Genomic DNA, 25,323 nt, shown 5'->3' with positions numbered 1-25,323 from the left:
GATGATACGTGTGGATGAGTGGACCGACTTCGAGGCCCACGACCTGGCCGAACTGGCACTGTCGGTGAGCGATGAGATCCTGGGCCATGGCGGCGCGGGAGAGGCCGAACTGGCCCGTCTCGATACCTGGCTGGACGAGGCCATCGTCGAAGGGGACTGTGACGAGGTGCGTCGTCAGCTGTTGCAGGGGTTCTACCAGACCTTGGGGTTTCGGGGTGACTGGCAGGACTACTTCTCTGCCGCCAATTGCGACCTGAACCAGGTGCTGGTACAGCGCAAGGGCATACCGGTGAGCCTTGGTATCCTCATCATCCAGTTGGGTCGCAAGATTGGCCTGGATGTGGAGGGGATCTGCTTCCCGGGCCATTTCCTGGTGAGCTTCGCCGGCCTGGAGGGGGAGGTCTATGTGGACCCCTTCAACGGTGACGAGCTGAGCCTGCACCGCATCGAGCTGCTGCTGCGCGGTGCCCTCGGCAACCTGGCGACCCTGAGCAATGACCATTTACAGCCCTGCGGGCAGTGGGAGATTATCGAGCGCTTGCTCAACGTCAGCAAGGGGGCCCTGCTGCGGGAGGAGCGCATGACCGAGGCGCTGCGTGCCAGCGAGCTGTTGCTGCGCATGAAGCCCGGCGATCCGCTGGAGACGCGGGATAGGGGCTTCATCTACGAGCAGCTCGACTGCCCCCGTTTCGCCGCCGACGATTTTGAATACTTTATTGAACAATGCCCGGACGATCCTGTGGCCGATGTGCTGAAAACCCAGCTGGCCAGCCTGGATCTTAGCCCCAAGCCCCTCCATTGAGGGCCTCTGGGGAAGCCCTTTCACTTAAGGATGCTGAGATGGAACAGAAGAATATCAAGATCAATGCGATCGACGTCGCCAACGACAAGCCCTTCGTGCTGTTCGGCGGCATGAACGTGCTGGAATCCCGCGACATGGCGATGGCGGTGTGCGAGAAGTACGTGGAAGTGACCAGCAAGCTGGGCATACCATTCGTGTTCAAGGCGAGCTGGGACAAGGCCAACCGCTCCTCCATCCACTCCTACCGGGGGCCGGGTCTGGAAGAGGGAATGAAGATCTTCCAGGAGCTGAAAGCGACCTTCGGCATGCCGGTCATCTCCGATCTGCACGAGCCCCATCAGGCCAAGCCGGTCGCCGAGGTGGTTGACGTTATCCAGCTGCCCGCCTTCCTGGCGCGCCAGACCGATCTGGTGGAGGCCATGGCCCGTACCGGCAACGTCATCAACATCAAGAAGCCGCAGTTTCTGAGCCCGAGCCAGATGAAGAACATCACCGACAAGTTCGAGGAGTGCGGCAACGATCGCCTGATCCTGTGCGAGCGCGGTGCCAACTTCGGCTATGACAACCTGGTGGTGGACATGCTGGGCCTGGGCGTAATGAAGAAGAGCACCGGCGGCTATCCGGTCATCTTCGACGTCACCCACTCCCTGCAGTGCCGCGATCCCCTGGGGGCCGCCTCCGGTGGTCGTCGGGATCAGGTGACCGAGCTGGCTCGCGCCGGCATGGCGGTCGGCCTGGCGGGTCTCTTTATCGAATCCCACCCGGATCCCAAGATCGCTCGCTGCGACGGTCCTAGCGCCCTGCCGCTGGAGAAGCTGGAAGGTTTCCTCAAGCAGATGAAGGCCATCGACGATCTCATCAAGGGCTTCGAGCCGCTCGACACCTCCGCCTGATCTCCAGGCCGACGGTCTTGATAAAAAGTGCCCCGCCATGCGGGGCATTTTTTTATCCAGAGTATTTTCATTAGGGTCTTAAATACATCACCGACCAACTATATCACGGTTGCCGTGGTGTTAATGATGTTAAATATGTTGTGTGATTGATGTCTCTTAATTGCGCCTTATAACGTGTGAAAGTGGCGCCGTTGCGATGACGAAATAGCATGACGCCAGCGAGAGAAGGATATTTTCTCGTGACGGCTCCCAGCATGCCTATTTCTGCCATATGAGATGCCAATTAATTAACAGGACGTTAATCATGCACAAGAAAATATTCAGCAGCCTTTATTTCCAAGTGCTGCTTGCTATCACCCTGGGGGTATTTCTGGGACATGTCTATCCCGACCTTGGTGCAGATATGAAGCCTTTGGGTGATGGCTTCGTGAAATTAATCAAGATGATCATTGCCCCCGTTATTTTCTGCACCGTAGTGACCGGCATCGCCGGCATGGAGAGCATGAAGGCGGTGGGCAAGACAGGTGCCATAGCGCTGCTCTACTTTGAAGTGGTGAGCAGCATCGCCCTGGTCATCGGGCTGTGCGTGGTGAACCTGCTGCAACCCGGGGTAGGCATGAACGTGGATCCTGCCACGCTGGATGCCAGCGCCATCTCGGCCTATGCCGAGCAAGCCAAGTCGCAGGGCATCATCGCCTTCCTGCTTGATGTTATCCCGGGCAGCGTGATCGGCGCCTTTGCCAGCGGCAACATTCTTCAGGTGTTGCTGTTTGCGGTGCTGTTTGGCTTCTCCCTGCATCATATCGGCGAGAAGGGGAAATTGGTCTTCAATATGATAGACAGCTTCTCCCAGGTTATTTTCGGCATCATCAACATGATCATGAAATTGGCACCGGTTGGCGCCTTTGGTGCCATGGCCTTTACCATAGGGAAATATGGTATCGGCTCGCTGGTCCAGCTCGGTCAGCTAATTGCCTGCTTCTATGTGACCTGCCTGCTATTTATCTTCATGGTGCTGGGCAGCATCGCCAGGGCAAATGGCTTCAGCATAGTGCGCTTTATTTCCTACATCCGGGAAGAGCTGCTGATCGTGCTGGGCACCTCCTCTTCCGAATCCGTATTGCCGCGCATGCTGGTGAAGATGGAGGCGCTCGGCTGCAAGAAGTCGGTGGTGGGCCTGGTGATCCCGACCGGTTACTCCTTCAACCTGGATGGCACCTCCATCTACCTGACCATGGCGGCCGTCTTCATCGCCCAGGCGACCAATACGCCGCTGGATCTGTTCCAGCAGCTCACCCTGCTGGTGGTGCTGCTCATCTCCTCCAAGGGGGCGGCCGGGGTCACCGGCAGCGGCTTCATCGTGCTGGCGGCCACCATCTCGGCGGTGGGGCACCTGCCGCTGGCCGGGCTGGCGCTGATCCTGGGGATAGACCGCTTCATGTCGGAGGCGCGGGCCCTGACCAACCTCATCGGCAATGGTGTGGCAACTCTGGTGGTGGCGCGCTACTGCGATCAGCTCGACGAGCAGAAGATGAACGAGGTGCTCGCCAACCCGGTCGCCGTGCAGAAGGTCGACCAGCACGGATAGCCGGCAGGCGCGGTCTGCAAGGCGAGATGGGCAGGCACCGTGGCTTGCCCATAAAAAAACGGCCCGGGTGGGCCGTTTTTCATGGTGCAGATGACCGCAGAGGGAATTACAGGCTCTGGGTGAAGGTGCGGGTGACCACATCACGCTGCTGTTCCGGGGTCAGGGCGTTGAAACGCACTGCATAACCGGACACGCGGATGGTCAGCTGCGGGTACTTTTCCGGATTGGCGATGGCGTCTTCCAGGGTCTCGCGGCGCAGCACGTTGACGTTCAGGTGTTGACCACCCTCGACCACGGGCTCGGTCTGGACCGGCAGTTCACGGTATTCGAACTGGCCCAGGTCGGACAGTGCGACTTCCTGATCGGCGACGAAGCTGTCGCCCTTGGCGCAGATGCAGCGAGCTTGCTGCTTCTCTTCATCCAGCAGCCAGAAAGAGTTCAGCAGTGCGGCGTTGGCGGACTGGGTGATTTGGATGCCCTTGATCATGGTATGACTCCTCATAGGAAAGCGGATTCAACGGTAAGCACATTACCCTGATGTTTTTAAACCACCTTGATGACGGGATGATTTAACGGGGCCTTGCCTTACACCTTTACTTCGTTGGGGTCATATATACCACGATGGTAATAATACGAAAATTGATCCAAATCAATAAAAGCGCATTCTGCGCGCGAGAAAAGGGATTAATTCATTGAGATTAATCAAAAATAGATCATTTTTATGATTTTGTAAGATATATAAATTATGCATTTTTTATTGGGTATATCTAGTAATTTAACTACATCTTTAGCCGTTATTCTCTTTATAAGGTCAGGGTCGGGCGTCTTGCAAGATCAGGGCAGGACCTCGCTGGGTGGCCAGGTGTGCGGCCGTCATCTCGACAGGCAGGGGACCAGGGGTTTTGGCGGACGCAGGGGCGCAGGTGTTGCCATCCCTCAGCGCCGAGTCGCGGTTGCGTCTTGCTGCCCGGCCCCCTATCCTGAGCCCCTTGCGGCATTCATCGAGGATATTGGGGTGCCAGAGGTAGTGGATTCACAGAGAGAGGAGACTGGCGTGCTGACCTGGAAGGATGTGATCGGTTCTGAGAAAGAGCAGGACTATTTCAAGGCAACCCTGGCGACCGTCAGGGAGGAGCGGGAAGCGGGCAAGGTGATTTACCCCCCGGCCACCGAGGTGTTCAATGCCTTCAAGCTGACCGAGCTGGATCAGGTCAAGGTGGTGATCCTGGGGCAAGACCCCTATCACGGGCCGAGTCAGGCCCACGGCCTCTGCTTCTCCGTGCTGCCCGGGGTGCGCACGCCTCCCTCCCTGGTCAACATCTACAAGGAGATGCAGCGGGATCTGCCGGGTTTTGTCACACCCAGTCATGGCTTCCTGGAGTCCTGGGCCACCCAGGGTGTGCTGCTGCTCAATACGGTGCTGACGGTGCAGGCGGGCATGGCCCACTCCCATGCCCACCTGGGCTGGGAGACCTTCACCGACAGGGTCATAGAGCGGATCAACTCCCACTGTCAGGGGGTGGTCTTCCTGCTGTGGGGAGCCCATGCCCAGAAGAAGGGACGCTTCATCGACCGGTCGCGTCACCATGTGCTGACGGCTCCCCATCCCAGCCCATTGTCCGCCCACCGCGGCTTCATCGGCTGTGGTCACTTCTCGGAGGCAAACCGCCTGCTGGTAGAGCAGGGGATGAGCCCCATCGACTGGCTCTCGGTCTGCCATGACCTGCCTGTGCCGGCCTGACCGTTCTCCCGCCTCTGCGAGTGGCCAGGGCGCGCAGGCTTGCCCGCTTGTCTGCGTCGCCGGGGTGGGGGTTGTCTGCAACTGATTTGATTGAGTGCAAAGTTCGGGTAATAAATGACCGTATACTCGAGACAGTCTCTTTTTCAATTCAGCGCAAGGAGTGCTCATGTTATCCAGTCTCCATAAGGACCACCTCAACATCGCCAGGTTGCTGACACTGCTCAAGCACAAGCTGGCAGCCATCCGCAATGAGCAGCCGGTGAGCTATTTCCTGCTCCGGGACGTGGTGGACTACTTGCGGGAGGTCTCCGACAAGTTCCATCACCCTAAGGAAGACATGATCTATGACTACTACCTGAAATACAGGGTGGTGGAAGGGGAGGTCGCCAACCGGCTGCATGAGGAGCACGCCCGCCTGCTGGTGGCCGGCACCGAGCTCAAGGAGATGGTGGAGATGATACTGATGGACGCCGTCATTCCGCTTGAGCAGTTCACCGCCAAGCTGGAGCAGTTCATCGAGCAGCAGGAGGCCCATATGAACTACGAGGAGGGGGTGATCTTCCCCCATCTGCGTGACTCCCTGACCGAGGATGACTGGCGTCAGCTCGAGCAGCTCTGGCAGAACAGGGCCATCAATGATCCCCTGTTTGGGGCCGAGGTGAGCCAGCACTTTCAGGCGCTGGCCAAGCAGCTCTCGTTGCCCCCCTCATCCTGAAATGGCAGGCGGGCCAAAAAACGACGCCCCGGCTTGGCCGGGGCGTCTTGTTTTACTCTGTCAGCGCGTCTGTGTCGCCATCGGCGACGCCGGTGACACTAGAGCTCCAGTTCTTCCGAACCTTCATAGGCGATGTCGATGGCTTGCAGCTCCTTTTGCAGGCGGTGCTTGTCTTTAAGCGCCTCTATCTCACGCCATTTGCGTTTCTTTCCCGTTGTCCCGCGGCTACGTGAACCCAGCTCAACGACCTCGTCAAAATCGAAGTTGAACATGTCCATGGCTCCCTCCTTGGTTTTATGGTTTTCACCATTCGTATAACACGACGCATTTGAAAATAAAACGTTTTTATGACCTAGTTGTGACAATCGGAAAGGTGGATAAAAAAAACCGGACTGCCCTTTCGGGAGCCCGGTTTTATCGGCGCAACACCTCCTGTGGAGGGGCTGGCCGAGATGGCTTCGGCCCGTCTGTTTACAGACGGCTGGCCAGCATGGTTTCCAGCTTGCCCTGATCGACGGCGAACATGCGGATGCCTTCGGCCAGCTTCTCGACCGCCATGGCGTCCTGGTTCAGCTCCCAGCGGAACTGCGCTTCTGTCATGGGGGTCGGCTTTGCCTTGCGCTCGCCGGTGTAGTTCAGCTTGCGCACCACGGCGCCTTCGGTCTTGCTCAGCTCTTCCAGCAGGGCAGGGCCTATGGTCAGGCGGTCACAGCCGGCCAGCTCCAGGATCTCGCCGGTGTTGCGGAAGCTCGCACCCATCACCACTGTCTGGTAGTCGTGCTGCTTGTAGTAATCGTAGATGGCGGTGACTGAGACCACGCCCGGATCTTCGCTCGCGGTGTAGTCACGGTTGTGTTTGGCCTTGTACCAGTCGAGGATGCGGCCCACGAACGGGGAGATCAGGAAGGCGCCGGCTTCGGCACAGGCACGGGCCTGGGCGAAGGAGAACAGCAGGGTCAGGTTGCACTGGATGCCCTCTTTCTCCAGGACTTCGGCGGCACGGATGCCTTCCCAGGTGGAGGCCAGCTTGATCAGGATGCGATCGTTGGTGATGCCGGCTTCGTTGTAGAGGCGGATCAGCTTGCGGGCCTTGGCGATGCTGGCGTCGGTGTCGAAAGAGAGACGGGCATCCACCTCGGTGGAGATGCGGCCCGGGACTATCTTCAGTACTTCCAGACCTATGTTGACCGCCAGCTTGTCGCCCGCGTCGATGATTTGCTGTGCCTTGTCCTGGCTCTGGGACTTGGCCCAGTTGATGGCGTCTTCGATCAGAGCCGCGTACTCGGGGATCTCGGATGCCTTCAACACCAGGGAGGGGTTGGTGGTGGCATCGATGGGCTGGTAGCGCTTGATGGCTTCGATGTCGCCGGTGTCGGCAACTACCGTGGTCAGGGCTTTCAGCTGGGTTAATTTATCGGCCATAGCAAATATCATCTCTATATGAGGGAGCAATCCCAGGGGTTGCGGGCGTGAGACGGCCGTTCTGAAATAAAATTACAAAATCCCGGCGACTCAGGCTCAGAAAAGCACGATGGGGGTGGCCCATCGCCACTGCCTGCCTAATTAATACGGATGTGACGCTTCCTGCAATAGGGGGCCTTGTACGTGAATCACCCAGGTGGCGGGAGGGGGGGGAGTGTCAGGAGCAAAGTGTCTGATAAAAAACGACTTTTACTTATCTTTTGGCAACGGCAGGCGGCCGGCACAAAAGCAACTTTTTTAGTTGATTCTTCATTTTGTGCAGTGGGTCACACAAATACTCTTGTCAGCTACTTGAAATTTAATTACGTGTAAAACGTTTGGCGTGACAAGCCCCTGGCTGGGCGACATCAGAGGCAAACGCTTGCCTTGCCGCCGCCCGCCAAGGCATCTGTTTTTTACCTTCATGGGAATATCGACAGGAAAGTCCCTTTTGGGTCTTATTCGTCGGCTATAGAATCGCACATCAAGTTTTGTTGATTATTTGCGTGCTAAATGAAGCTTTTTTGCATCAAATCGCTCGTTTTTTGTCTTTCCAGTGAGCCTAATCACTATTCTGAATTCCCTCCCTATGCTAGATTCCGCCCCTTCGGCGCAATGCTAATTCGGAAATTGACAGAGAGCGGTCAGCGCAGACTGACCATGGATGTGATAACAACGAGAGAATTATGGACACCTTGATTGCAATGATTAACGACCTGATGTGGGGAGCCGTGCTCATTTACCTGCTGATCGGGGTCGGACTCTTCTTTACTTTCCGCCTGGGGTTTATCCAGATCCGCCACTTCGGCCACATGTTCTCGGTACTGCGCAATAGCCGCAAATCCGACAGTGCCGGCATCTCCTCCTTCCAGGCACTCTGTACCAGTCTGGCCGCCCGTGTGGGCACCGGCAACCTGGCCGGTGTGGCCGTCGCCATCTACCTGGGGGGCCCAGGCGCCGTCTTCTGGATGTGGTTGATCGCCTTCATCGGCATGGCCACCGCCTTCGTCGAGAGCACCCTGGCCCAGCTCTACAAGGTCAAGGATGAAGACGGCAACTACCGTGGCGGTCCCGCCTACTACATGGAGCGTGGCCTCGGCATGCGCTGGATGGGGGTGGTCTTCTCCCTCTGTCTGCTGCTGGCATTCGGTCTGGTGTTCAATGCGGTGCAGGCCAACTCCATCAGCCTGGCCATGAACGTCGCCTTCGGCATCCCTGACTGGGTCAGCGGTCTGGCACTGGTGGTGCTGTCCGGCCTCATCATCTTCGGCGGCATCCGCGGCATCGCCCGCTTCGCCGAACTGGTAGTGCCCTTCATGGCGCTGGCCTACATATTGATGGCGCTGTTCGTGGTAGCCATGAACATCAGCGAGCTGCCCGGGGTCTTTGTCCTCATCATCAAGTCGGCCTTCGGCATCGAGCAGGCGGGTTCCGGCGCCATGGGTTACGCCATCTCCCAGGCGATGATCAACGGCATCAAGCGCGGCCTCTTCTCCAACGAAGCCGGCATGGGCTCAGCCCCCAACGCCGCCGCGACCGCCACCCCCTATCCGCCGCACCCGGCGTCCCAGGGCTATGTGCAGATGCTGGGGGTCTTCCTCGACACCATCGTCATCTGTACCTGTACTGCCGCCATCATACTGATGTCCGGCCAGTTCGAGCCGGGGTCAGGGGTCACCGGGGTCGAGCTGACCCAGCGTGCACTCTCCTCCCAGGTCGGTGGTGGTGGCAACATCTTCATCGCGGCGGCCATCTTCTTCTTCGCCTTCACCTCCATAGTGGCGAACTACTCCTACGCCGAGACCAACCTGGTGTTCCTCGAGCACAACCACAAGGGCGGCCTGATGCTGTTCCGGATGTTCGTGCTGGGCATGGTGATGTTCGGTTCAGTGGGTGAGCTGCCGACAGTGTGGGCCCTGGCGGATGTCTCCATGGGGCTGATGGCCATCGTCAACCTGATCGCCATACTGCTGCTCTCAGGGGTTGCCATCAAGCTGGCCAAGGACTACAACGACCAGCTCAAGCTGGGTCGCGTCCCCACCTTCGATGCCAACAAGTACCCCGAGCTGCGCAGTCAGCTGGAAGAGGGGATCTGGGACAACCCGCCCAAGAGCAAGCAGGCCTGAGCCCTGGGTTGATCCGGTTGGGTAATGAAAGAGGGGAGCCATGGGCTCCCCTCTGCTATATGGGCCATGCCCACCGGAACGATGGCACGGGTGGATAGATTCACAGGGTGCTGGCTGAAGGCCTCCCTGGCAAAAGCGACGATACTTCACGCCACTTCACATCCAGCACACCTTGGCTCGTTATGCTGGCCCCACAGTTCGTCGCTGGTGCGGCGATCCCAAGCAACCGAGAGGATAGAATGACCATGCAACAACGGGTGCGGATGACATTGCTGACGGCGGGCACCCTGCTGTGGGCTGGCCTGACACAGGCCGCTGCGGACACCCAGGGTGATCCCCTGCGCCCCCTGGTGGATGCCAGCATCCGGCCCGTGCTCAAGGAGTACAGGATCCCGGGCATGGCGGTGGCCGTGCTGAAGGATGGCAAGGCCCACTACTTCAACTACGGGGTGGCGAACCGGGAGAGCGGAGCCCCCGTCAGCGAGCAGACCCTGTTCGAGATAGGCTCGGTCAGCAAGACTCTTACGGCAACGCTTGGGGCCTACGCCGTGGTCAAGGGCGGCTTCCAGTCCGATGACAAGGTGAGCCAGCACGCCCCCTGGCTCAAAGGCTCCGCCTTCGACGGCATCACCATGGCCGAGCTCGCCACCTACAGCGCAGGGGGCCTGCCGCTGCAATTCCCCGACGAGGTGGATTCCACCGACAAGATGCGTGCCTACTATCGCCAGTGGACGCCAGCCTACCCGGCGGGCACCCATCGCCAGTACTCCAACCCCAGTATCGGCCTGTTCGGCCACCTGGCGGCCCATAGCCTGGGGCAACCCTTTGAGCAGCTGATGAGCCAGACCCTGCTGCCCGGGCTCGGCCTGGCCCACACCTATCTCAAGGAGCCCGCCGCGGCCATGGGGAACTACGCCTATGGCTACTCGAAAGAGGACAAACCCATCCGGGTCAACCCGGGGATCCTGGCGGACGAGGCCTATGGCATCAAGACCAGCTCGGCGGATCTGCTGGCCTTCGTCGGTGCCAACATGGCAGACGGTGGCGACGAGCCGTTGCAGCAGGCGATCGCCATGACCCACAAGGGGATCTACTCGGTGGGAACCATGACCCAGGGGCTCGGCTGGGAGAGCTACCCCTATCCCGTCAGTGAAGCGGCGCTGCTGGCGGGCAACTCCCCGGCGGTGACTTACAATGCCAATCCGGTCAGCCCCGTTGCCGGGTCCCAGAAGGTGGGGGAGGCGCGGCTCTACAACAAGACAGGCGCGACCAACGGCTTCGGTGCCTATGTGGTCTTCGTGCCCGCCAAGGGCGTCGGCATCGTCATGCTGGCTAATCGCAACTATCCCAATGACGCCCGCGTCAAGGCGGCCCACGCCATTCTGAGCAAGCTGACGGAGTGACAGCTCGGCCCCGTTGATTGAGGTGAGTACGCCGGGATTGCCCGGCGTACTCTTTGGTGCTTCCCGGCACAGTCAGGCGTCACCTGATGGCCCCAATGGCGTGCCCCCCGCCGCCGAATTTCCAAACTGGAATCTACCGATCGCCATCTCGTCACTAGGTGCGAGCGGGCGCCCCTCCTATAGTGCTGCCCATATTCAACCTGTCCCCCATGCTCAGGCCACCGACGCTGGTTGGCATGGTCTGCGTGGGCGGGCCTTTCGCAATGGAGCATCCATGGGCATTTTCCTGCTGTGCACTTTCCTGATGATCATCCTCTACCCGGTCGGGATCGATCTCTATCTGGTGGCCGTGCCCCAGATTGCCGATGCCCTGCAGGCGAGCGAGGCGCAGATCCACACCGCCTTCTCCATCTACCTGTTCGGCATGGCGGCCACAGTGCTTCTGGGGGGGATCATTGCGGATCGCCATGGGCGGCGCTGGGTGGTACTGGGGGGCGCCCTGATTTTTGTCCTCGCCTCCCTGGTGGCGGCCAATGCGGCGGGGATCAGCCAGTTCTATTTCGGCCGCTTCTGGCAGGGGGTCGGGGCGGGGGCGCTCTATATCATGACCTTTACCGTGCTGCGGGATGTGCTGAGCCAGGAGCGGCTGGCGATGGCGCTCTCCATGATCAACGGGGTGATCTGCGTCATTCCGGTGCTGGCGCCGGTGCTCGGTTATCTCATACTGTCGCATTTCGATTGGCGCGGGATCTTCGTGGCGATGGCGCTGGTGGCGGCCGTCAGCGGCCTGGTCAACCTGCTGCTGCTCAGGGAGACTCGCCCGACCCGCCAGCAGCGTGGCGCGACCCGGCCCCTTGCCCTGCTGGGCTCCCCGCGCTTCATGCTGCACTCGCTTCTGACCAGTGCCAGCGTGACCGCCATCCTGGTCTATGTCAGCGTCTCGCCGCTGATCCTGATGCAGGGGCTTGGCTTCACCACTGAGCAGTACTCCCTGGTGATGATGGTGATGGCCGGGGTGAGCATGTCAGCTTCCTTCCTGACGCCGCTGCTGCTGCGCTGGCTGGGCAAGCAGAGGGTGCTGGCGCTCTCCCACCTGGCCTATCTGCTGGCAGCCTGTTTCCTGCTCGGCAGCTGGCAGCTGGGGGGCGGTATCCCCTTGCTGCTGCCGGGCTTTGCCCTGGTCTGCATCGGCTTCTCCTGCGGCTTCGGGGTGGCGATGGGGGAAGCGCTGGCGGAGTGTCAGCACCAGGCGGCATTTGCCAGCGCCCTGCTCTGCATCATGCAGATCAGCCTCTCCGGCCTCTATATCTGGCTGCTGGGCCAGCTTGGTGTGGCCCCATCCTTGATGCTGATCTCTGCCCTGCTGTTGACCCTGCTCAGTTACCTGGCCGTCAAAGGGCTGCTACCATGGCTCGCGCTGCGTGAAGCGCGGTCGCGGGGATAGGGGGAGAGGAAAGATGCGCAACCTGGGTGAACTGGATTTGAACCTGCTGGTGGTCTTCAAGCACCTGATGCAGGAGCGCAGCGTGACAGGGGCGGCCAAGAAGCTCTGCGTCACCCCCTCGGCGGTGAGCAAGGCGCTCGCCAAGCTGCGGGACTGGTTTGACGATCCCCTCCTGGTGCGGGTACGTCAGGGGCTGCAGCCGACCCAGCTCTCCCTGACCCTGGAGGAGGAGCTCAAGGCCTGGTTCATGTTGACGGACAGCATCACCTCCCTCAATAGCGAGGCGATCCCCGAGGGGGCCCGCTTCAGCCTGGTGATGGAGTCCCCCTTCAGCACCAGCTTCCTGAGCGAGCTGCCCATGACCATCTACCAGAAGTACCCCCACTCTGTGGTCAGGATGCTGGGGTGGGATCACCACTCCCTCAACGACATAGTCAACGGGGATGCGGATCTCGGCTTCTGCGCCCGGGAGACCCACGGTCGATCCCAGGCCAGGGTCAACCGGCTGCCCTATTACATCGATCACGAGGTACTGTTCAGCGACAGGCCCGTGGTGTTCCTGCGTAAAGATCACCCCCTGCTCCAGCAGACCTGGTCCCTGGAGAACTTCCTGGCCTGTCCCCAGGTAAGCGTGGTGTGGGAGGCCAGCGACAGCTGGGCGCTGGACGATCTGCTGGAGGACGAGGGGCAGAGGCGGGAGGTGCCCATCATGGTAGCGAGTTTCGAGCAGGCCCTGCACATCGCCTCCCAGTCGAGCCATGAGCTGATCGCGGTGGCGCCGTCCTATTGCGCTGGCTATGCCGCCAGACACCACGACAACCTGATCGCCATGCCCCTGCCACTCCCCGAATCACTCTACAAGCAACTTGAGATAGCCTTCATCCTGCTGTGGCACAAACGCCATAACCAGGATGCCAAGGTGATGTGGCTGCGCAATGAGACGAAGCGGCTCTATGGCCTGGCGGCGAAGGGGCTTGCCCTGTTCCCGTGGGGCGGGGGAGAGACTGTGTTGGCGCCGGCGGGAGGTGTCTGATTCAGGGGGCCAATGGCCCCCTGAACTCAACCGTACTGCTCTTCCATCCAGGCTTCGACGATAAGCTGGGCGGAGACTCCGTCCACGCTGCCCTTGTCGAGCGCCTTGTAGCCGCCGCGCTCGAACAGGCGGGCACGGGCATCCGTGGTGGTGAGCCGCTCGTCCTTGAACTCCACCGGCTTGCCGAAGCGACCATGGAGGCGGTTGCCGAACTTGCGGGCCCGCACCGTGATCTCCTGATCGGTGCCATCCATGTTCAGCGGCAGGCCGACAATGAGCAGATCCGGCTGCCACTCCTTGAGCAACTTTTCAATCTCGTCCCAGTTGGGAATACCGTCGTTGGCCTTGAGGGAACGAAGGGGTTGGGCCGTGCCCGTGAGCTCCTGGCCGATGGCGACGCCTATGCTCTTGGTGCCGTAGTCAAAGCCCATGATGCTGCGTGATGACATGGATGTCCTTGAAATAGATGAATAAAAAGATGCCGTTTCCCCTCACCCTTGCCCTCTCCCGGAGGGAGAGGGCACCTGCCGAGGTTATGTTCGCTCGAATCTGGCTAACTCCGTTTTAGCTGACTGGTTGCCGCAGATATATCCGAAACGTGCCGATTTACCCCCTTCTCCCCTCGCGGGAGAAGGGCTGGGGATGAGGGGCACTAAATGGGAACTGCACCAACTAAAGAGCGTGACAAGGGATCTAACTGTGCCCCACCTGGCTGGAGAGGTGTAGGGGATTGACGCCGATGCTGATGACGACAATGGCCTGCTGCCAGCGCTGGTGAATGTGCGTATCAAACACCATCAGCTGTGCCCCACCTGACTGGAGAGATGCAGAGGGTTGACGCCGATGCTGATGACGACAATGGCCTGCTGCCAGCGCTGGTGAATGTGCGTGTCAAACACCATCAGCTATGTCCCACCTGGCTGGAGAGATGCAGGGGATTGACGCCGATGCTGGCGGCGGCCTGCTGCCAGCGCTGATGAATGGGGGTGTCAAACACCAGCCTGGGGTTGGGGGGGATCACCAGCCAGGCGCCATCCACCAGCTCCTGCTCGAGCTGCCCTGCACTCCAGCCGGCGTAACCCAGCGCCACCAGCCAGTGGTCCGGCGCCTCGGCGGTGCCCAGGGTTTCGAGGATGTCCTTGGAGGTAGTGACCATCATCTCGTCGCTCACCTGCAGGGTGGAGTTGAAGCCGGGCCTGAAGCTGTGCAGCACGAAGCCGCGATCAGCATGGACCGGGCCGCCTTGCAGCACCGGCTGTTTCATCTCGGCGGTGGCAGGGGGGCTCAGCTTGAGCTTGGTCAGCATGGCGTCCAGGGACATGTCCACCGGGATGTTGACCACCAGTCCCATGGCTCCCTCGCTGCTGTGCTCGCACAGATAGACCAGGGAGCGTTCGAAGTAGAGGTCCGTGAGGCTCGGCATGGCGAGCAGAAAATGGTTTTGCAGTGTTTGCATAGATATCAAAGAGTGCAAAGGTATTTGGGGTGATTATGGCAGTTGACGGCGGCGGGCAAAACCGCTTTTTCGCGCAGAAAAGCCGGAAGTCCGGGGGCTGGCTCACATCGTCGCGCAACAGAAAAGAGCAGGGGCCGCGCTGGCCCCTGTGGTGTCACTGCCTGGGTGACGGCCTCGAGGGGGCGTCTCCTGGGGTTATTTTCCCAGCCGGCGTTCGATGGCATCCATCAGCATGCCGGTGATATGCACCGGGAAGGCCGCCTCGATCTCGCGGATGCAGGTCGGGCTGGTGACGTTAATCTCGGTCAGCCGATCGCCTATGATGTCGAGCCCGACGAAGATCAGCCCCTTCTCTTTCAGGGTAGGGCCCACCGCACGGGCGATGGCCCAGTCGGCCTCGCTCAAGGGACGCGCCTCGCCGCGGCCGCCGGCCGCCAGGTTGCCACGGGTCTCTCCCTGGGCCGGAATGCGGGCCAGGCAGTAGGGCACGGGCTCGCCGTCCACCACCAGCACCCGCTTGTCGCCGTCCTTGATGGCGGGCAGGAAGGTCTGTGCCATGCAGTACTGGCTGCCGTGGGCGGTGAGGGTTTCGATGATGACCCCCACGTTGGCGTCATCCTCCTTCATGCGGAAGATGGAGGCGCCGCCCATGCCGTCCAAGGGCTTCAGGATCACGTCTTTGTGTTTGGCGTGGAAGGCGCGCAGCTTATCGGCTCTGCGAGTGACAAGGGTGGTCGGGGTATGCTCGGCAAACCAGGCGGTGTAGAGCTTCTCGTTGGCGTCGCGCAGGCTCTGGGGCTTGTTGACGATGAGGCAGCCCTCATCCTCGGCTCGCTCCAGCATGTAGGTGGCGTAGATAAATTCGGTGTCGAACGGCGGATCCTTGCGCATCAGGATCACATCCAGGGTGGAGAGGGGCTGATCGATCACCTCGCCCAGGTTGAACCAGTCGGCATAGTCATATTTGACGGTCAGCGGGCGCATGGTGCCAAAGGCGCGACCGGCTTCCATGTAGAGATCCGACATCTCCAGATAGAAGAGCTCATAGCCGCGCTTTTGCGCCTCTTCAAGCATGGCAAAGCTGGAATCTTTCTTGATATTGATGGCCGAAATCGGGTCCATCACTATGCCGAGTTTAATGGTCATCCGAGTTTCCTTCTTGTGGCTCGATTGCGAGTGAGATTCTTAAAACCTGTTTCAGGCCAGATCGCCAAAGCGGCACTGCAGCGCGGTAATGGCGGTCAGGGCGGCGGTTTCGGTGCGCAGCACCCGCGGCCCCAGCAGCATCTCTTTGAAATCTTCTTGCACGGTACGGGCGATCTCGTCGCTCGACAAGCCCCCTTCCGGGCCGATCAGCAGGCGCACCCCGTGTTCCGGCACCGGCAGTGTGTTGATGCTGTAGGGGGCGCGCGGGTGCAGGTTGAGCTTGAGCTCTTGGGTCTCTTCGGCCAGCCAGGCATCGAGCTCCATCGGCATGCGAACTTCGGGCACCACATTGCGGCCGCACTGCTCGCAGGCGCTGATCACCACCTTCTGCCACTGCTCGCGTTTCTTCTCCAGCCTGTCGGCGGGCAGCTTGACGCCGCAGCGCTCGGAGAAGAGCGGCGTGATGCAGGTGACACCCAGCTCGACGGATTTCTGGATGGTGAAATCCATCTTGTCGCCACGGCTGATCACCTGGCCCAGATGGATGGCGAAGGGGGACTCCACCGAGCGGGCCTCGCAGCTGTCGATGGTCACGTCCACCGACTTCTTGCCGACGCCGGTGATGGTGGCGGCATATTGGTTGCCGTCGCCGTTGAACAGCTCGAGCTGCTGACCCGGCTGCATGCGCAGCACCCGGCCGATGTGGTTGGCACCGTCTTCCGACAGGGCGAGAGTCTGGCCCACCTGCAGGGCGGCCGGTTCATAGATACGTGGAATGCGCATGGCTCAGTGTCAGTCTCTGGTTCAAGAAGAGGGATTTTAAATCCCTTGTGCCCATAGATGGGGTTATCGGCACTGCTTTTCAATAAAGGGGTTGGTGTTGCCCTGCAGTTTGCCGATGCGGCTGTTGCGCTCGCACTCCCAGCGGTCGGCCGGGTACTGCCTGTCCCAAGCCTCGAACAGTTTACGCTGTTGGGCGGCCAGGCGCAGCCCATACTGCTGGCCCATGTAAAGGTAGGCGCGGGCTATCTGGCCGCGTACCGGCCCCTTGGGCGGCTGTACCCGGCGATCCTTGAAGTCCACCAGCATCTGGCACTTGCCGTACTGGTTCGGCTTGCCGTTCCAGTCGGAGAAGCGGTAGTTGGCCCTATCGCCGTTGACCTCGCCGATGGCGGGGAAGAGGTTGTGCATGTCCCCCTCCATCTTGTTGAACTCGTCGCTCTTGCCGCAGTTCTTGCGCCCGCCCTCTTGCCAGCACTGGAGCTGGTGGCCGAACTCCCAGGCGGGGACCACGTGCTCCCACTCGATGCGAGAGGCGCGATTGGCCTGCTTGCGCGGCAGGTAGCCGCAGCTCTCCCAGTCGGGGGCCATCTGCTTGCCGCTGAACTTGATGTTGCAGCCGCAATAGAAGGTGGTGGGGTGGCTCTGATAGAGCTTGTTCAGATCCTGCTTGGCGGCGCGAAAGGTCTGGGCCTGCAGGGGCGAGCTGATGAACGGCAGGCTGATGAGCAGGCCGACACTGAGGGTGAACAGAGAGCGAAACATGAAGATCCTTGGCAATGAAACGGTTGGCTGAAGAAGCTGCGCACCCTAACACAGGGGCACGACAGGGGTTGACTCAATCCGCTGGCGACCCCGGCTGCAACACCAGGGGCTGGCGACAGCGGCGGCAGTGATAGCGGGCCTCGCCGCGCACCACCTTGTTGTGACGGCGCACCGAGAGCTGATGCTGCTGGCAGGCACACGCATAGGCATGGGTGCGCTGGGCCAGCACCGTGAGATCGAAGCTGTGGGTGGTGTTGGGAGCGAGCGCGAACAGCTCCCGCATCACCGACTGCCACTGGCGACCGTGGGGCAGCACCCGCGACTTGCCGCGCCCTTCCCCCCAGAGGGCATAGACCAGCAGGTGCGCCACCTCGTGGGGCACCACCTCGGCCAGAAAGGCCTGCTGGTTGGCTTCATAGAGCGCCGGGTTGAAGCGCAGCTCCCAGGTTTGCAGCCGCGCCGACCCCGCCGCCCGGCCCCGCATGTTGCAGTGAACGCGCGGGCGTGGGAAGGAACGGCCGAGGCGCGCCTCCGCCTGCATGAAGCAGGCGTCGACCCGCTGGTGCAGCAGCTGGAGCAGGGAAGCGTCGAGTTGGGATCTGGTGGCAGACATCGAGGTCTCGTCGGGTAGCGGATAAGCAAAAGGGGAGCCAGGCTCCCCTTTTATCACAACGGCCAGCCTTACAGACCGGCGGCGTCGCGCAGCAGAGCGGCCTTGTCGGTCTTCTCCCAGGGGAACTCGTCACGGCCGAAGTGGCCGTAGGCGGCGGTCGCTTGGTAGATGGGACGCTTGAGATCCAGCATCTCGATGAGGCCGTAGGGGCGCAGCTCGAAGAACTCGCGCACCAGCTTGACCAGCAGCTCCTCGGCCACCTTGCCGGTGCCGAAGGTCTCGACGCTGATGGAGGTCGGCTCGGCCACGCCGATGGCGTAGGAGACCTGGACTTCACAGCGGGCAGCCAGACCGGCGGCGACTATGTTCTTGGCAACGTAGCGGGCGGCGTAGGCGGCGGAACGGTCAACCTTGGACGGGTCCTTGCCGGAGAAGGCGCCACCACCGTGACGGGCCATGCCGCCGTAGGTGTCGACGATGATCTTGCGACCGGTCAGACCGCAGTCACCCATGGGGCCGCCGATGACGAAACGGCCGGTCGGGTTGATGAAGTACTTGGTGTCCTTGGTGATCCACTCGGCCGGCAGCACCGGCTTGATGATCTCCTCGCGCACCGCTTCCACCAGATCCTTGTGGCTGATGGAGTCGCAATGCTGGGTAGAGAGCACCACGGCATCCACACCCAGGATCTTGCCTTCGTTGTCGTAGGCGAAGGTGAGCTGGCTCTTGGCATCCGGGCGCAGCCACGGCAGGGTGCCGTTCTTGCGCACTTCGGCCTGACGCTTCACCAGCAGGTGGGAGTAGGTGATGGGGGCGGGCATCAGCACGTCGGTTTCGTTGGTGGCGTAGCCGAACATCAGGCCCTGGTCACCGGCACCCTGCTCCAGCGGATCGGTACGATCGACGCCCTGGTTGATGTCCGGGGACTGCTTGCCGATGGCGTTCAGCACGGCGCAGGAGTCGGCATCGAAGCCCATGTCGGAGTGGGTGTAACCTATCTCGCGCACTGTGTCGCGCACGATCTGCTCGATGTCGACCCAGGCAGAGGTGGTTACTTCACCGGCCACCATCACCATGCCGGTCTTGACCAGGGTCTCGCAGGCGACGCGCGCCTTGGTGTCTTGCACCAGGATGGCGTCCAGCACCGCATCGGAGATCTGGTCGGCGATTTTATCGGGATGGCCTTCGGAGACCGACTCGGAAGTAAACAGCTTTGCCATGATTGGTTCTCGATTCGTATGGGGTTATCGCCTTGGCCATAACCGGAAAATGACAGGATGACTGTAGAGGTATCTACATCTGGACGTCTATTTTAATTAGGTCACAGGGTGATTGCCAGCACTATTTGGGGTTGGACCCGCCCGGACCAAGGCTGAGGGGGCAACCACCCCGATGGAGGTAAGAGAGGGGGCGGATTGAATCGTTTTCCCGGGCCAGAAAAGCGATTGTGCTCCCAAAGCCACTTTATTCGCCCAGATAATATTTGCACCGCGCCCGCCCTGCTGGGACAATAACGCGCCTTAATCTTGGCCATCAAATGAAGCAATCGCAGGAGATACAGATGCCTTCTCGTAAAGAGCTTGCCAATGCCATTCGCGCATTGAGTATGGATGCCGTTCAAAAAGCCAACTCCGGTCACCCGGGCGCCCCCATGGGAATGGCAGATATCGCCGAAGTGCTGTGGCGTGGCCACCTCAAGCACAACCCGAACAACCCCAAGTGGGCCGACCGTGACCGCTTCGTGCTGTCCAACGGCCACGGCTCCATGCTGCTGTACTCCCTGCTGCATCTCTCCGGTTACGACCTCTCCATCGACGATCTGAAAAACTTCCGCCAACTGCACTCTCGCACCCCGGGTCACCCGGAGTACGGTTATGCCCCTGGCATCGAAACCACCACTGGTCCTCTGGGTCAGGGCATCACCAATGCCGTGGGCATGGCGATCGCCGAGAAGGCCATGGCCGAGCAGTTCAACCAGCCGGGTCACGATATCGTCGACCACTACACCTACGCCTTCATGGGCGACGGCTGCCTGATGGAAGGTATCTCCCACGAGGCTTGCTCTCTGGCAGGTACCCTGCAGCTGGGCAAACTGATCGCCTTCTGGGATGACAACGGCATCTCCATCGACGGTCATGTGGAAGGCTGGTTCACCGACGACACCCCCAAGCGTTTCGAAGCCTACGGCTGGCACGTCATCCCGGCTGTTGACGGTCACAACCCGGAAGCCATCAACGCCGCCATCGAAGCCGCCAAGGCCGAGACCGGCAAGCCGACCCTGATCTGCTGCCGCACCATCATCGGCTACGGCTCCCCGAACAAGTCCGGCTCCCACGATTGCCACGGCTCACCGCTGGGCAACGACGAGATCGCCGCCGCCCGTGCCTTCCTGAAGTGGGATCACGCGCCCTTCGTCATCCCGTCCGAGATCGCCGCCGAGTGGAATGCCCAGGAGAAAGGCACCAAGCTGGAGTCCGACTGGGCTGCCAAGTTTGCCGCCTATGAAGCCGCGCACCCGACCCTGGCTGCCGAATTCAAGCGCCGTACCGCAGGCGAGCTGCCGGCCAACTGGGCCGCTGAATCTGCCAAGATCATCGAGACCCTGCAAGCCAACCCGGCCAAGATCGCGACCCGTAAAGCATCCCAGAACGCCCTGGAAGCCTTCGGCAAGCTGCTGCCGGAATTCATGGGTGGTTCCGCCGATCTGGCCCCGTCCAACCTGACCATGTGGTCCGGCTCCAAGTCTCTGACTCCCGAGAGCGCCGCAGGCAACTACATCCACTACGGCGTGCGCGAATTCGCCATGTCCGCCATCATGAACGGCATCGCCCTGCACGGTGGTTTCATCCCCTACGGCGCCACCTTCCTGATGTTCATGGAGTACGCCCGCAACGCCCTGCGCATGGCCGCCCTGATGAAGCAGCGCGCCATCTTCGTTTACACCCACGACTCCATCGGTCTGGGTGAAGATGGCCCGACTCACCAGCCGGTCGAGCAGATCGCCTCCCTGCGTCTGACCCCGAACATGAGCACCTGGCGCCCCTGTGACCAGGTAGAGTCTGCCATCGCCTGGAAGCACGCCATCGAGCGCCATGACGGCCCGACCTCCCTGATCTTCTCCCGTCAGAACCTGCCCCAGATGGACCGCACCGCCCAGCAACTGGCCGATGTGGCCAAGGGTGGTTACGTGCTGAAGGATTGCGCCGGTACCCCGGAGCTGATCCTGATCGCCACCGGTTCCGAAGTGGAGCTGGCCGTGGCCGCCTATGAGCAGCTGACCGCCAAGGGCCGCGCCGTGCGCGTGGTCTCCCTGCCGGCCACCGACGTGTTCGACGCCCAATCTGCCGAGTACAAGGAGTCCGTCCTGCCGTCCAGCGTCACCAAGCGTGTCGCCATCGAAGCGGGTATCGCCGACTACTGGTACAAGTACGTGGGCTTCGGCGGCAAGATCATCGGCATGACCACCTTCGGTGAGTCCGCCCCGGCCGAGCTGCTGTTCAAGGAATTCGGCTTTACCGTGGAAAACGTGGTTGCGACCGCAGAGTCCCTGTAATAGCCCCTGTAAACGCTGAACATTGGGTCGCCTAGGCCCAATAGCTAGAACAATAAAACGCCCTCCATCGCAAGATGGGGGGCGTTTTTTATGATCCTGAGAGTGTTGCAGAAGGCTTAATGAAAAACGGGCTCCAAACAGTGTAGTTGTGAGAGAGACCATTTATTAGATGGACGCATATGCGTACAATGCTCTTACGAGTCTACTTGTCTCTGATTCAGCCTAATGCTGAATGGAACTTTTCACACTTAAGCTGTAGTGATGAGTGAGCGTTGAAGAGAGCGTTGTCATATCCGGCTGTGTTTTTAAATAGTTCATTTAGTAGACACAACATGTTCTGCTCAAGGGAAAGAAGTTTGCATGTCACAGTATAAGCCTAATCACATACCACTTAGAGTACGTCTGGTATGTGCTTTTTTAATGCTCGTTAGTGTGGCCTACGGTGTTGCCGAGCTGGCTAATGGGTATACCTATATTCCAGCGAAAAGAGGTGGTTTCTTTATCTCTGGCATTCCAACATTAATTATCGCCATCTCATCGTTTTTATTCTGTATTGTCGCTGCATTGTGCATAATAGATCACTATGACAAGAGAGATAATGAAAAGGTTTATTCAATAGGAAAGAGTATTATATTCAACGTTGCACTCTATATGCTTCTGGGGGCACCACTTGTTGGAATATTAGAAGCGGTTTTGATGAGAAATGGGATAGATATATTCCCTAAGTTTCATGGGTTTGCTGAGACTTTTTCATATCACACTCCAGGTATGCGAGACCTGCTTATATATGTAACCCCTATTTCAGATAATGCTCTTTATATTATGGGTGGGGCGTGCGGCTTAGCATTAATAATCGAGCCCCTAGAAGAGTTTCAAGGAGGAAAATATAAATATCTGTGCCCTATATTGGGTTGTCTTGCCATGATAGGGTTTGGGACCTTCATTCTATCTTTAACATTCGAGGAGTTACTGTTAGGAAAGGCTGGTTTCGGTAAAGATCATACTTATGCTGTCACTGCTATGGATGATCCTGCGAAATTCAATGCGGTATTACTCACCGGGTTCATAGTCGGAGGGATGTTCTTCTTTTCTGGCTGCATTGGTCTAATGGGTTCCGTGATTAAAAAAATGAGAATGTCTAGACGTAAAAATAGTCAGCCCAACGACTTACTCTTTAAATAGCGAGATAAAAGACACCGGCCTAAGCCGGTGTCTTTTTACCATAAATAATAAACTTTATGCCTGCGGCGGGGTACTTTCCGCATTGGACATCACGGCATCCATCTGCACCAGGGCGCCGGCGGGCAGATCGCTCACGCCGATAACGGTGCGGGTGGGCAGATAGGCCGGGAAGTATTTGGTGTAGATGGCATCCACGTCCGCCAGATCCGCGATGTTCTTCACCTGGATATTGACCTTGACGATATCGTCCATCACATGGCCGATGCTCTCCACGATGGTCTTGATATGGCCGAGGCACTGGGCGGTCTGCTCACGGATACAGCCGGTCAGCACCTTGCCGGTGGCCATGTCGATCGGCAGCTGGCTGGCGATATGGTTGTAGTGGGAGAAGGCGACGCTCTGGCAATGGAGCGGGCTGCGTGGTGCCTTGTCGGTGTTACGGGCGCGGATCACCAGGTTGTGCCTGTCTTCCACCAGCTGGGGCGGGGTGCCGTCACCGTGGGAGATGACCGCATCCATCTGCACCCGGGCACCGAGCGGCAGGGCAGAGGCCACGATCAGGCTGCGGGCTGGCAGATAGGCGACGGCGCGGGCGATGGCGGAGTCCGGGAAGAAAGTTGTGTAAACCTCGTTGACGGCCTCCAGATCCGCGAGGCTGGTCAGGTAGACAGTCACCTTGACGATATCGTCAAAGGGCACATCTATGCTCTCCAGCACGTTTTTGATATTGCGCAGGCACTGGGCTGCCTGCTCCTGGATGCCACCGGCAACCAGCTGGCCGGTGGTGGCATCCACCGGCAACTGGGCGCCGATATTGTTGTAGTGGGAGAAGGCCACCGTATGGTTCGAGAGGGGATCGGCCGGTGCCCGGCAGCTGTTTCGGGCGAGCTTGATAAGGGGGCAGGGGGCTTGCGGGAAGGTGCCTTCCCCGTTGGAGAGCAGGGCGTCCATCTGAATGGCGGCGCCGAGCGGCAGACCGGCCACCGCCAGCACGGTACGGGTCGGCAGGTTGCGGGGGAAGAATTCGCGATAGACGGCGTTGACCGCCTCCAGATCCCCCATGTTCTTGAGGAAGAGGGTGACTTTCACCATGTCGTCCATGACGTGGCCGATGCTCTCGACGATGGCCTGGATATTGGTCAGGCACTGTCTGGCCTGCGCCTGGATATCGCCACTCACCAGCTTGCCTGTCCTGGGATCGACCGGCAGCTGGGCGGCAATATTGTTGTAGTGGGAGAAGGCCACGCTCTGGGTGTAGGGGCCCAGATCCTGGGGGGCATGGGGGGTATTTCTTGCAGCCTTGATGATGGTGCCACTCATAGGATATTCCTCTTCTTGCTATTCGTTGTTATCGCAGGGTATGGGTCACCCCATTCGATCGCGCTCCTCCATACCCGACAAGGCAGATCCGGTATGGCAACCGATGGCCCGTTGCCGCATATAGAAGGGCGTCGGGTCCTCGGTGATCATTGTCAATCCGCGCCCGAGAGGGAGTGGATAAAGGAGGCTGGAACAGGGTGAAATATCTCAGACAGGGGGATTCTATGAGTGGCCAAGGGGGGAGGGCAAACCGGGATCTCGTTTTTATGCGTTGGCTCAACGCACTGAAATATAGTCCCGTTGCGATTCAATTCAGGGAATAAATGCCCTGCTGATGGTGCAATCAGCCCCATTTTTCGGAGGATCAGCCTGATACGGGGGCTCACTCCCGACAGATAGGGAGCCAGGCTGTGAACCATAGGTTAATCAGCGGTGACGCCGTGCAGTTAATTCAATTGTTCATGCATGGATATGTATTTTATGCACGGACGATGGGGCTGTTATGGTGATTGAAAATATGCTAGCCATGTTCGGCAAGTATATGAATGGCGATATGGCTGGCATATCATGCAATATATCTGCATGGGAAAGTCATACGGGCCATGAAATAGCGCCATGGCGCAATCTCTGGGGTGATTTTTTATCTGGCCTCATAGACCCGAAGCATGCCATGGCAGCACCGCCACTGCGCCTCTGGGCTGAGGCGGCAGATCCTGAGGCGAGACGCCCTGATTTGCGATCGGCATCTGGCTGGCGACGAGCGGCGATGAAGCAAAGAGAGATGAAGATGGAGTACGGAAATATAGCTGCGGCCGAGATCCCCCTCGCCTTGTTGCTGGAGGCGGATCCCTCAGAGAAGCGGATAAGGTCATACCTCCCAGGGGCCTGGTGTTTTGCCGCCCGGGCCCAGGGCATCCTGGTCGGGGTCTGCGTCGTCAGGACCCTGAGCCCGGGGACGGCCGAAATTTTCAATGTCGCCGTGAGGCCGGATCACCAGCGCCGGGGCATAGGCTCCGGTCTGCTGCGCCATGGGCTGACCGAGCTTGCGGCCCGCGGCATCAGGCGGGTGGAGCTGGGCACGGGCACCTTTGGTTATCCGCTCACCTGTTATCAGCGCCTCGGTTTTAGGGTGGATGCCGTGGTGAAGGATCACTTTCTGCACCACTACCCCGACCCCATTTTCGAGAGCGGCATCCAGCACAAGGACATGCTGCGACTCTCTCTCACCCTCGAGGCTGGCGCCCGGTAGTGGGAGAGTGAGCGCTGACCACAGGGCGCACCGCCCGACGCTAACCACGCCCG

General features: G+C 59.8%; 23 protein-coding genes. 12 read left to right on the top strand and 11 right to left on the bottom strand.

Annotated elements, in window-relative coordinates; genetic code table 11:
- The first annotated feature begins 1 nt into the window (after position 1).
- The 3 genes from WIR04_RS14810 (at position 2) to WIR04_RS14800 (ending at position 3,283) form a co-directional block, all read left to right on the top strand.
- Positions 2-802: a SirB1 family protein gene (locus tag WIR04_RS14810; RefSeq protein ID WP_307765614.1), complete on the top strand. Its 801-nt coding sequence runs from the start codon at positions 2-4 to the stop codon at positions 800-802.
- Positions 803-840: 38 nt separating this feature from the next.
- Positions 841-1,695 carry a 3-deoxy-8-phosphooctulonate synthase gene (gene kdsA, locus WIR04_RS14805; protein WP_025326185.1) on the top strand — a complete coding sequence of 285 codons (855 nt, stop codon included), beginning with the start codon at positions 841-843 and terminating at the stop codon, positions 1,693-1,695.
- Between the two features lie 304 nt (positions 1,696-1,999).
- A complete protein-coding gene (locus WIR04_RS14800) occupies positions 2,000-3,283 on the top strand; it encodes a dicarboxylate/amino acid:cation symporter (RefSeq protein ID WP_338887907.1) in 1,284 nt (427 codons plus the stop codon).
- A gap of 106 nt (positions 3,284-3,389) precedes the next feature.
- On the opposite strand, the gene grcA is transcribed toward WIR04_RS14800, so the two are convergent.
- Positions 3,390-3,770 carry an autonomous glycyl radical cofactor GrcA gene (grcA, locus tag WIR04_RS14795; RefSeq protein WP_025326187.1) on the bottom strand — a complete coding sequence of 127 codons (381 nt, stop codon included), beginning with the start codon at positions 3,768-3,770 and terminating at the stop codon, positions 3,390-3,392.
- A gap of 567 nt (positions 3,771-4,337) precedes the next feature.
- Here grcA and ung point away from each other — a divergent pair.
- Together ung and WIR04_RS14785 are read left to right on the top strand one after the other, a co-directional pair.
- Positions 4,338-5,024 carry a uracil-DNA glycosylase gene (ung, locus tag WIR04_RS14790; protein ID WP_307765612.1) on the top strand — a complete coding sequence of 229 codons (687 nt, stop codon included), beginning with the start codon at positions 4,338-4,340 and terminating at the stop codon, positions 5,022-5,024.
- 166 nt (positions 5,025-5,190) lie between these two features.
- Positions 5,191-5,739, top strand: coding sequence for a hemerythrin domain-containing protein (locus tag WIR04_RS14785; protein WP_106887518.1), 549 nt, complete (start codon positions 5,191-5,193; stop codon positions 5,737-5,739).
- A gap of 98 nt (positions 5,740-5,837) precedes the next feature.
- Here WIR04_RS14785 and WIR04_RS14780 read toward each other — a convergent pair whose 3' ends face one another.
- Together WIR04_RS14780 and tal are read right to left on the bottom strand one after the other, a co-directional pair.
- Positions 5,838-6,017: a DUF3545 family protein gene (locus WIR04_RS14780; protein ID WP_025326190.1), complete on the bottom strand. Its 180-nt coding sequence runs from the start codon at positions 6,015-6,017 to the stop codon at positions 5,838-5,840.
- A gap of 193 nt (positions 6,018-6,210) precedes the next feature.
- Positions 6,211-7,161, bottom strand: coding sequence for a transaldolase (tal, locus tag WIR04_RS14775; protein ID WP_139745836.1), 951 nt, complete (start codon positions 7,159-7,161; stop codon positions 6,211-6,213).
- A gap of 725 nt (positions 7,162-7,886) precedes the next feature.
- Between tal and WIR04_RS14770 the strand changes: the two genes are divergently transcribed.
- From WIR04_RS14770 to yidZ, 4 genes are all read left to right on the top strand, one after another.
- On the top strand, positions 7,887-9,326 hold the full coding sequence (locus WIR04_RS14770; protein ID WP_025326192.1) for an alanine/glycine:cation symporter family protein: 1,440 nt from the start codon (positions 7,887-7,889) through the stop codon (positions 9,324-9,326).
- Positions 9,327-9,571: 245 nt separating this feature from the next.
- Complete coding sequence (gene ampC / locus WIR04_RS14765; RefSeq protein WP_338892595.1) at positions 9,572-10,729, top strand: FOX/MOX family class C beta-lactamase; 1,158 nt, start codon at positions 9,572-9,574, stop codon at positions 10,727-10,729.
- Between the two features lie 274 nt (positions 10,730-11,003).
- A complete protein-coding gene (locus tag WIR04_RS14760; protein ID WP_338887906.1) occupies positions 11,004-12,173 on the top strand; it encodes an MFS transporter in 1,170 nt (389 codons plus the stop codon).
- A gap of 13 nt (positions 12,174-12,186) precedes the next feature.
- Positions 12,187-13,206: an HTH-type transcriptional regulator YidZ gene (gene yidZ / locus WIR04_RS14755; protein ID WP_338887905.1), complete on the top strand. Its 1,020-nt coding sequence runs from the start codon at positions 12,187-12,189 to the stop codon at positions 13,204-13,206.
- A 26-nt stretch (positions 13,207-13,232) separates the two neighbouring features.
- Here the strand turns inward: yidZ and ruvX are convergent, their stop codons facing one another.
- From ruvX to metK, 7 genes are all read right to left on the bottom strand, one after another.
- Positions 13,233-13,655, bottom strand: a complete 423-nt coding sequence (ruvX, locus tag WIR04_RS14750; RefSeq protein WP_025326196.1) for a Holliday junction resolvase RuvX — start codon at positions 13,653-13,655, stop codon at positions 13,233-13,235.
- 452 nt (positions 13,656-14,107) lie between these two features.
- Positions 14,108-14,662, bottom strand: coding sequence for a YqgE/AlgH family protein (locus tag WIR04_RS14735; protein ID WP_338887904.1), 555 nt, complete (start codon positions 14,660-14,662; stop codon positions 14,108-14,110).
- Between the two features lie 195 nt (positions 14,663-14,857).
- Positions 14,858-15,808, bottom strand: coding sequence for a glutathione synthase (gene gshB, locus WIR04_RS14730; RefSeq protein ID WP_338887902.1), 951 nt, complete (start codon positions 15,806-15,808; stop codon positions 14,858-14,860).
- A gap of 51 nt (positions 15,809-15,859) precedes the next feature.
- Positions 15,860-16,591 (bottom strand): 16S rRNA (uracil(1498)-N(3))-methyltransferase, encoded by a 732-nt coding sequence (rsmE, locus tag WIR04_RS14725; RefSeq protein WP_338887900.1) that lies wholly within the window; start codon positions 16,589-16,591, stop codon positions 15,860-15,862.
- A 63-nt stretch (positions 16,592-16,654) separates the two neighbouring features.
- A complete protein-coding gene (locus WIR04_RS14720; protein WP_025326200.1) occupies positions 16,655-17,353 on the bottom strand; it encodes an endonuclease in 699 nt (232 codons plus the stop codon).
- A gap of 73 nt (positions 17,354-17,426) precedes the next feature.
- Complete coding sequence (locus WIR04_RS14715; RefSeq protein WP_338887898.1) at positions 17,427-17,966, bottom strand: SprT family zinc-dependent metalloprotease; 540 nt, start codon at positions 17,964-17,966, stop codon at positions 17,427-17,429.
- Between the two features lie 68 nt (positions 17,967-18,034).
- Complete coding sequence (gene metK, locus WIR04_RS14710) at positions 18,035-19,186, bottom strand: methionine adenosyltransferase (protein ID WP_025326202.1); 1,152 nt, start codon at positions 19,184-19,186, stop codon at positions 18,035-18,037.
- A 341-nt stretch (positions 19,187-19,527) separates the two neighbouring features.
- On the opposite strand from metK, the gene tkt reads away from it, so the two are divergent.
- Together tkt and WIR04_RS14700 are read left to right on the top strand one after the other, a co-directional pair.
- Entirely contained in the window at positions 19,528-21,519 is a 1,992-nt protein-coding gene (tkt, locus tag WIR04_RS14705; RefSeq protein WP_338887896.1) for a transketolase, read from the top strand.
- Between the two features lie 360 nt (positions 21,520-21,879).
- Complete coding sequence (locus tag WIR04_RS14700) at positions 21,880-22,701, top strand: hypothetical protein (protein WP_338887894.1); 822 nt, start codon at positions 21,880-21,882, stop codon at positions 22,699-22,701.
- Between the two features lie 54 nt (positions 22,702-22,755).
- On the opposite strand, the gene WIR04_RS14695 is transcribed toward WIR04_RS14700, so the two are convergent.
- Positions 22,756-24,021 carry a RidA family protein gene (locus WIR04_RS14695; protein ID WP_338887892.1) on the bottom strand — a complete coding sequence of 422 codons (1,266 nt, stop codon included), beginning with the start codon at positions 24,019-24,021 and terminating at the stop codon, positions 22,756-22,758.
- A gap of 787 nt (positions 24,022-24,808) precedes the next feature.
- On the opposite strand from WIR04_RS14695, the gene WIR04_RS14690 reads away from it, so the two are divergent.
- Positions 24,809-25,270 (top strand): GNAT family N-acetyltransferase, encoded by a 462-nt coding sequence (locus tag WIR04_RS14690; RefSeq protein ID WP_338887890.1) that lies wholly within the window; start codon positions 24,809-24,811, stop codon positions 25,268-25,270.
- Positions 25,271-25,323 lie beyond the last annotated feature (53 nt).

It is taken from the genome of Aeromonas rivipollensis, assembly GCF_037811135.1.
In the GTDB taxonomy this organism is placed as follows: Bacteria; Pseudomonadota; Gammaproteobacteria; order Enterobacterales; family Aeromonadaceae; genus Aeromonas; species Aeromonas rivipollensis.
The sequence above is the reverse complement of the archived record's forward strand: the minus strand, read 5'-3'. Positions and strand labels throughout refer to the sequence as shown.

What these genes read in the sequence shown, in the direction of transcription:
- WIR04_RS14810 (WP_307765614.1), top strand. Translation starts at nt 2, where the DNA reads ATGATACGTGTGGATGAGTGGACCGACTTCGAGGCCCACGACCTGGCC.
- kdsA (WP_025326185.1), top strand. Translation starts at nt 841, where the DNA reads ATGGAACAGAAGAATATCAAGATCAATGCGATCGACGTCGCCAACGAC.
- WIR04_RS14800 (WP_338887907.1), top strand. Translation starts at nt 2,000, where the DNA reads ATGCACAAGAAAATATTCAGCAGCCTTTATTTCCAAGTGCTGCTTGCT.
- grcA (WP_025326187.1), bottom strand. Translation starts at nt 3,770, where the DNA reads ATGATCAAGGGCATCCAAATCACCCAGTCCGCCAACGCCGCACTGCTG.
- WIR04_RS14785 (WP_106887518.1), top strand. Translation starts at nt 5,191, where the DNA reads ATGTTATCCAGTCTCCATAAGGACCACCTCAACATCGCCAGGTTGCTG.
- WIR04_RS14780 (WP_025326190.1), bottom strand. Translation starts at nt 6,017, where the DNA reads ATGGACATGTTCAACTTCGATTTTGACGAGGTCGTTGAGCTGGGTTCA.
- tal (WP_139745836.1), bottom strand. Translation starts at nt 7,161, where the DNA reads ATGGCCGATAAATTAACCCAGCTGAAAGCCCTGACCACGGTAGTTGCC.
- WIR04_RS14770 (WP_025326192.1), top strand. Translation starts at nt 7,887, where the DNA reads ATGGACACCTTGATTGCAATGATTAACGACCTGATGTGGGGAGCCGTG.
- ampC (WP_338892595.1), top strand. Translation starts at nt 9,572, where the DNA reads ATGCAACAACGGGTGCGGATGACATTGCTGACGGCGGGCACCCTGCTG.
- WIR04_RS14760 (WP_338887906.1), top strand. Translation starts at nt 11,004, where the DNA reads ATGGGCATTTTCCTGCTGTGCACTTTCCTGATGATCATCCTCTACCCG.
- yidZ (WP_338887905.1), top strand. Translation starts at nt 12,187, where the DNA reads ATGCGCAACCTGGGTGAACTGGATTTGAACCTGCTGGTGGTCTTCAAG.
- ruvX (WP_025326196.1), bottom strand. Translation starts at nt 13,655, where the DNA reads ATGTCATCACGCAGCATCATGGGCTTTGACTACGGCACCAAGAGCATA.
- WIR04_RS14735 (WP_338887904.1), bottom strand. Translation starts at nt 14,662, where the DNA reads ATGCAAACACTGCAAAACCATTTTCTGCTCGCCATGCCGAGCCTCACG.
- gshB (WP_338887902.1), bottom strand. Translation starts at nt 15,808, where the DNA reads ATGACCATTAAACTCGGCATAGTGATGGACCCGATTTCGGCCATCAAT.
- rsmE (WP_338887900.1), bottom strand. Translation starts at nt 16,591, where the DNA reads ATGCGCATTCCACGTATCTATGAACCGGCCGCCCTGCAGGTGGGCCAG.
- WIR04_RS14720 (WP_025326200.1), bottom strand. Translation starts at nt 17,353, where the DNA reads ATGTTTCGCTCTCTGTTCACCCTCAGTGTCGGCCTGCTCATCAGCCTG.
- WIR04_RS14715 (WP_338887898.1), bottom strand. Translation starts at nt 17,966, where the DNA reads ATGTCTGCCACCAGATCCCAACTCGACGCTTCCCTGCTCCAGCTGCTG.
- metK (WP_025326202.1), bottom strand. Translation starts at nt 19,186, where the DNA reads ATGGCAAAGCTGTTTACTTCCGAGTCGGTCTCCGAAGGCCATCCCGAT.
- tkt (WP_338887896.1), top strand. Translation starts at nt 19,528, where the DNA reads ATGCCTTCTCGTAAAGAGCTTGCCAATGCCATTCGCGCATTGAGTATG.
- WIR04_RS14700 (WP_338887894.1), top strand. Translation starts at nt 21,880, where the DNA reads ATGTCACAGTATAAGCCTAATCACATACCACTTAGAGTACGTCTGGTA.
- WIR04_RS14695 (WP_338887892.1), bottom strand. Translation starts at nt 24,021, where the DNA reads ATGAGTGGCACCATCATCAAGGCTGCAAGAAATACCCCCCATGCCCCC.
- WIR04_RS14690 (WP_338887890.1), top strand. Translation starts at nt 24,809, where the DNA reads ATGGAGTACGGAAATATAGCTGCGGCCGAGATCCCCCTCGCCTTGTTG.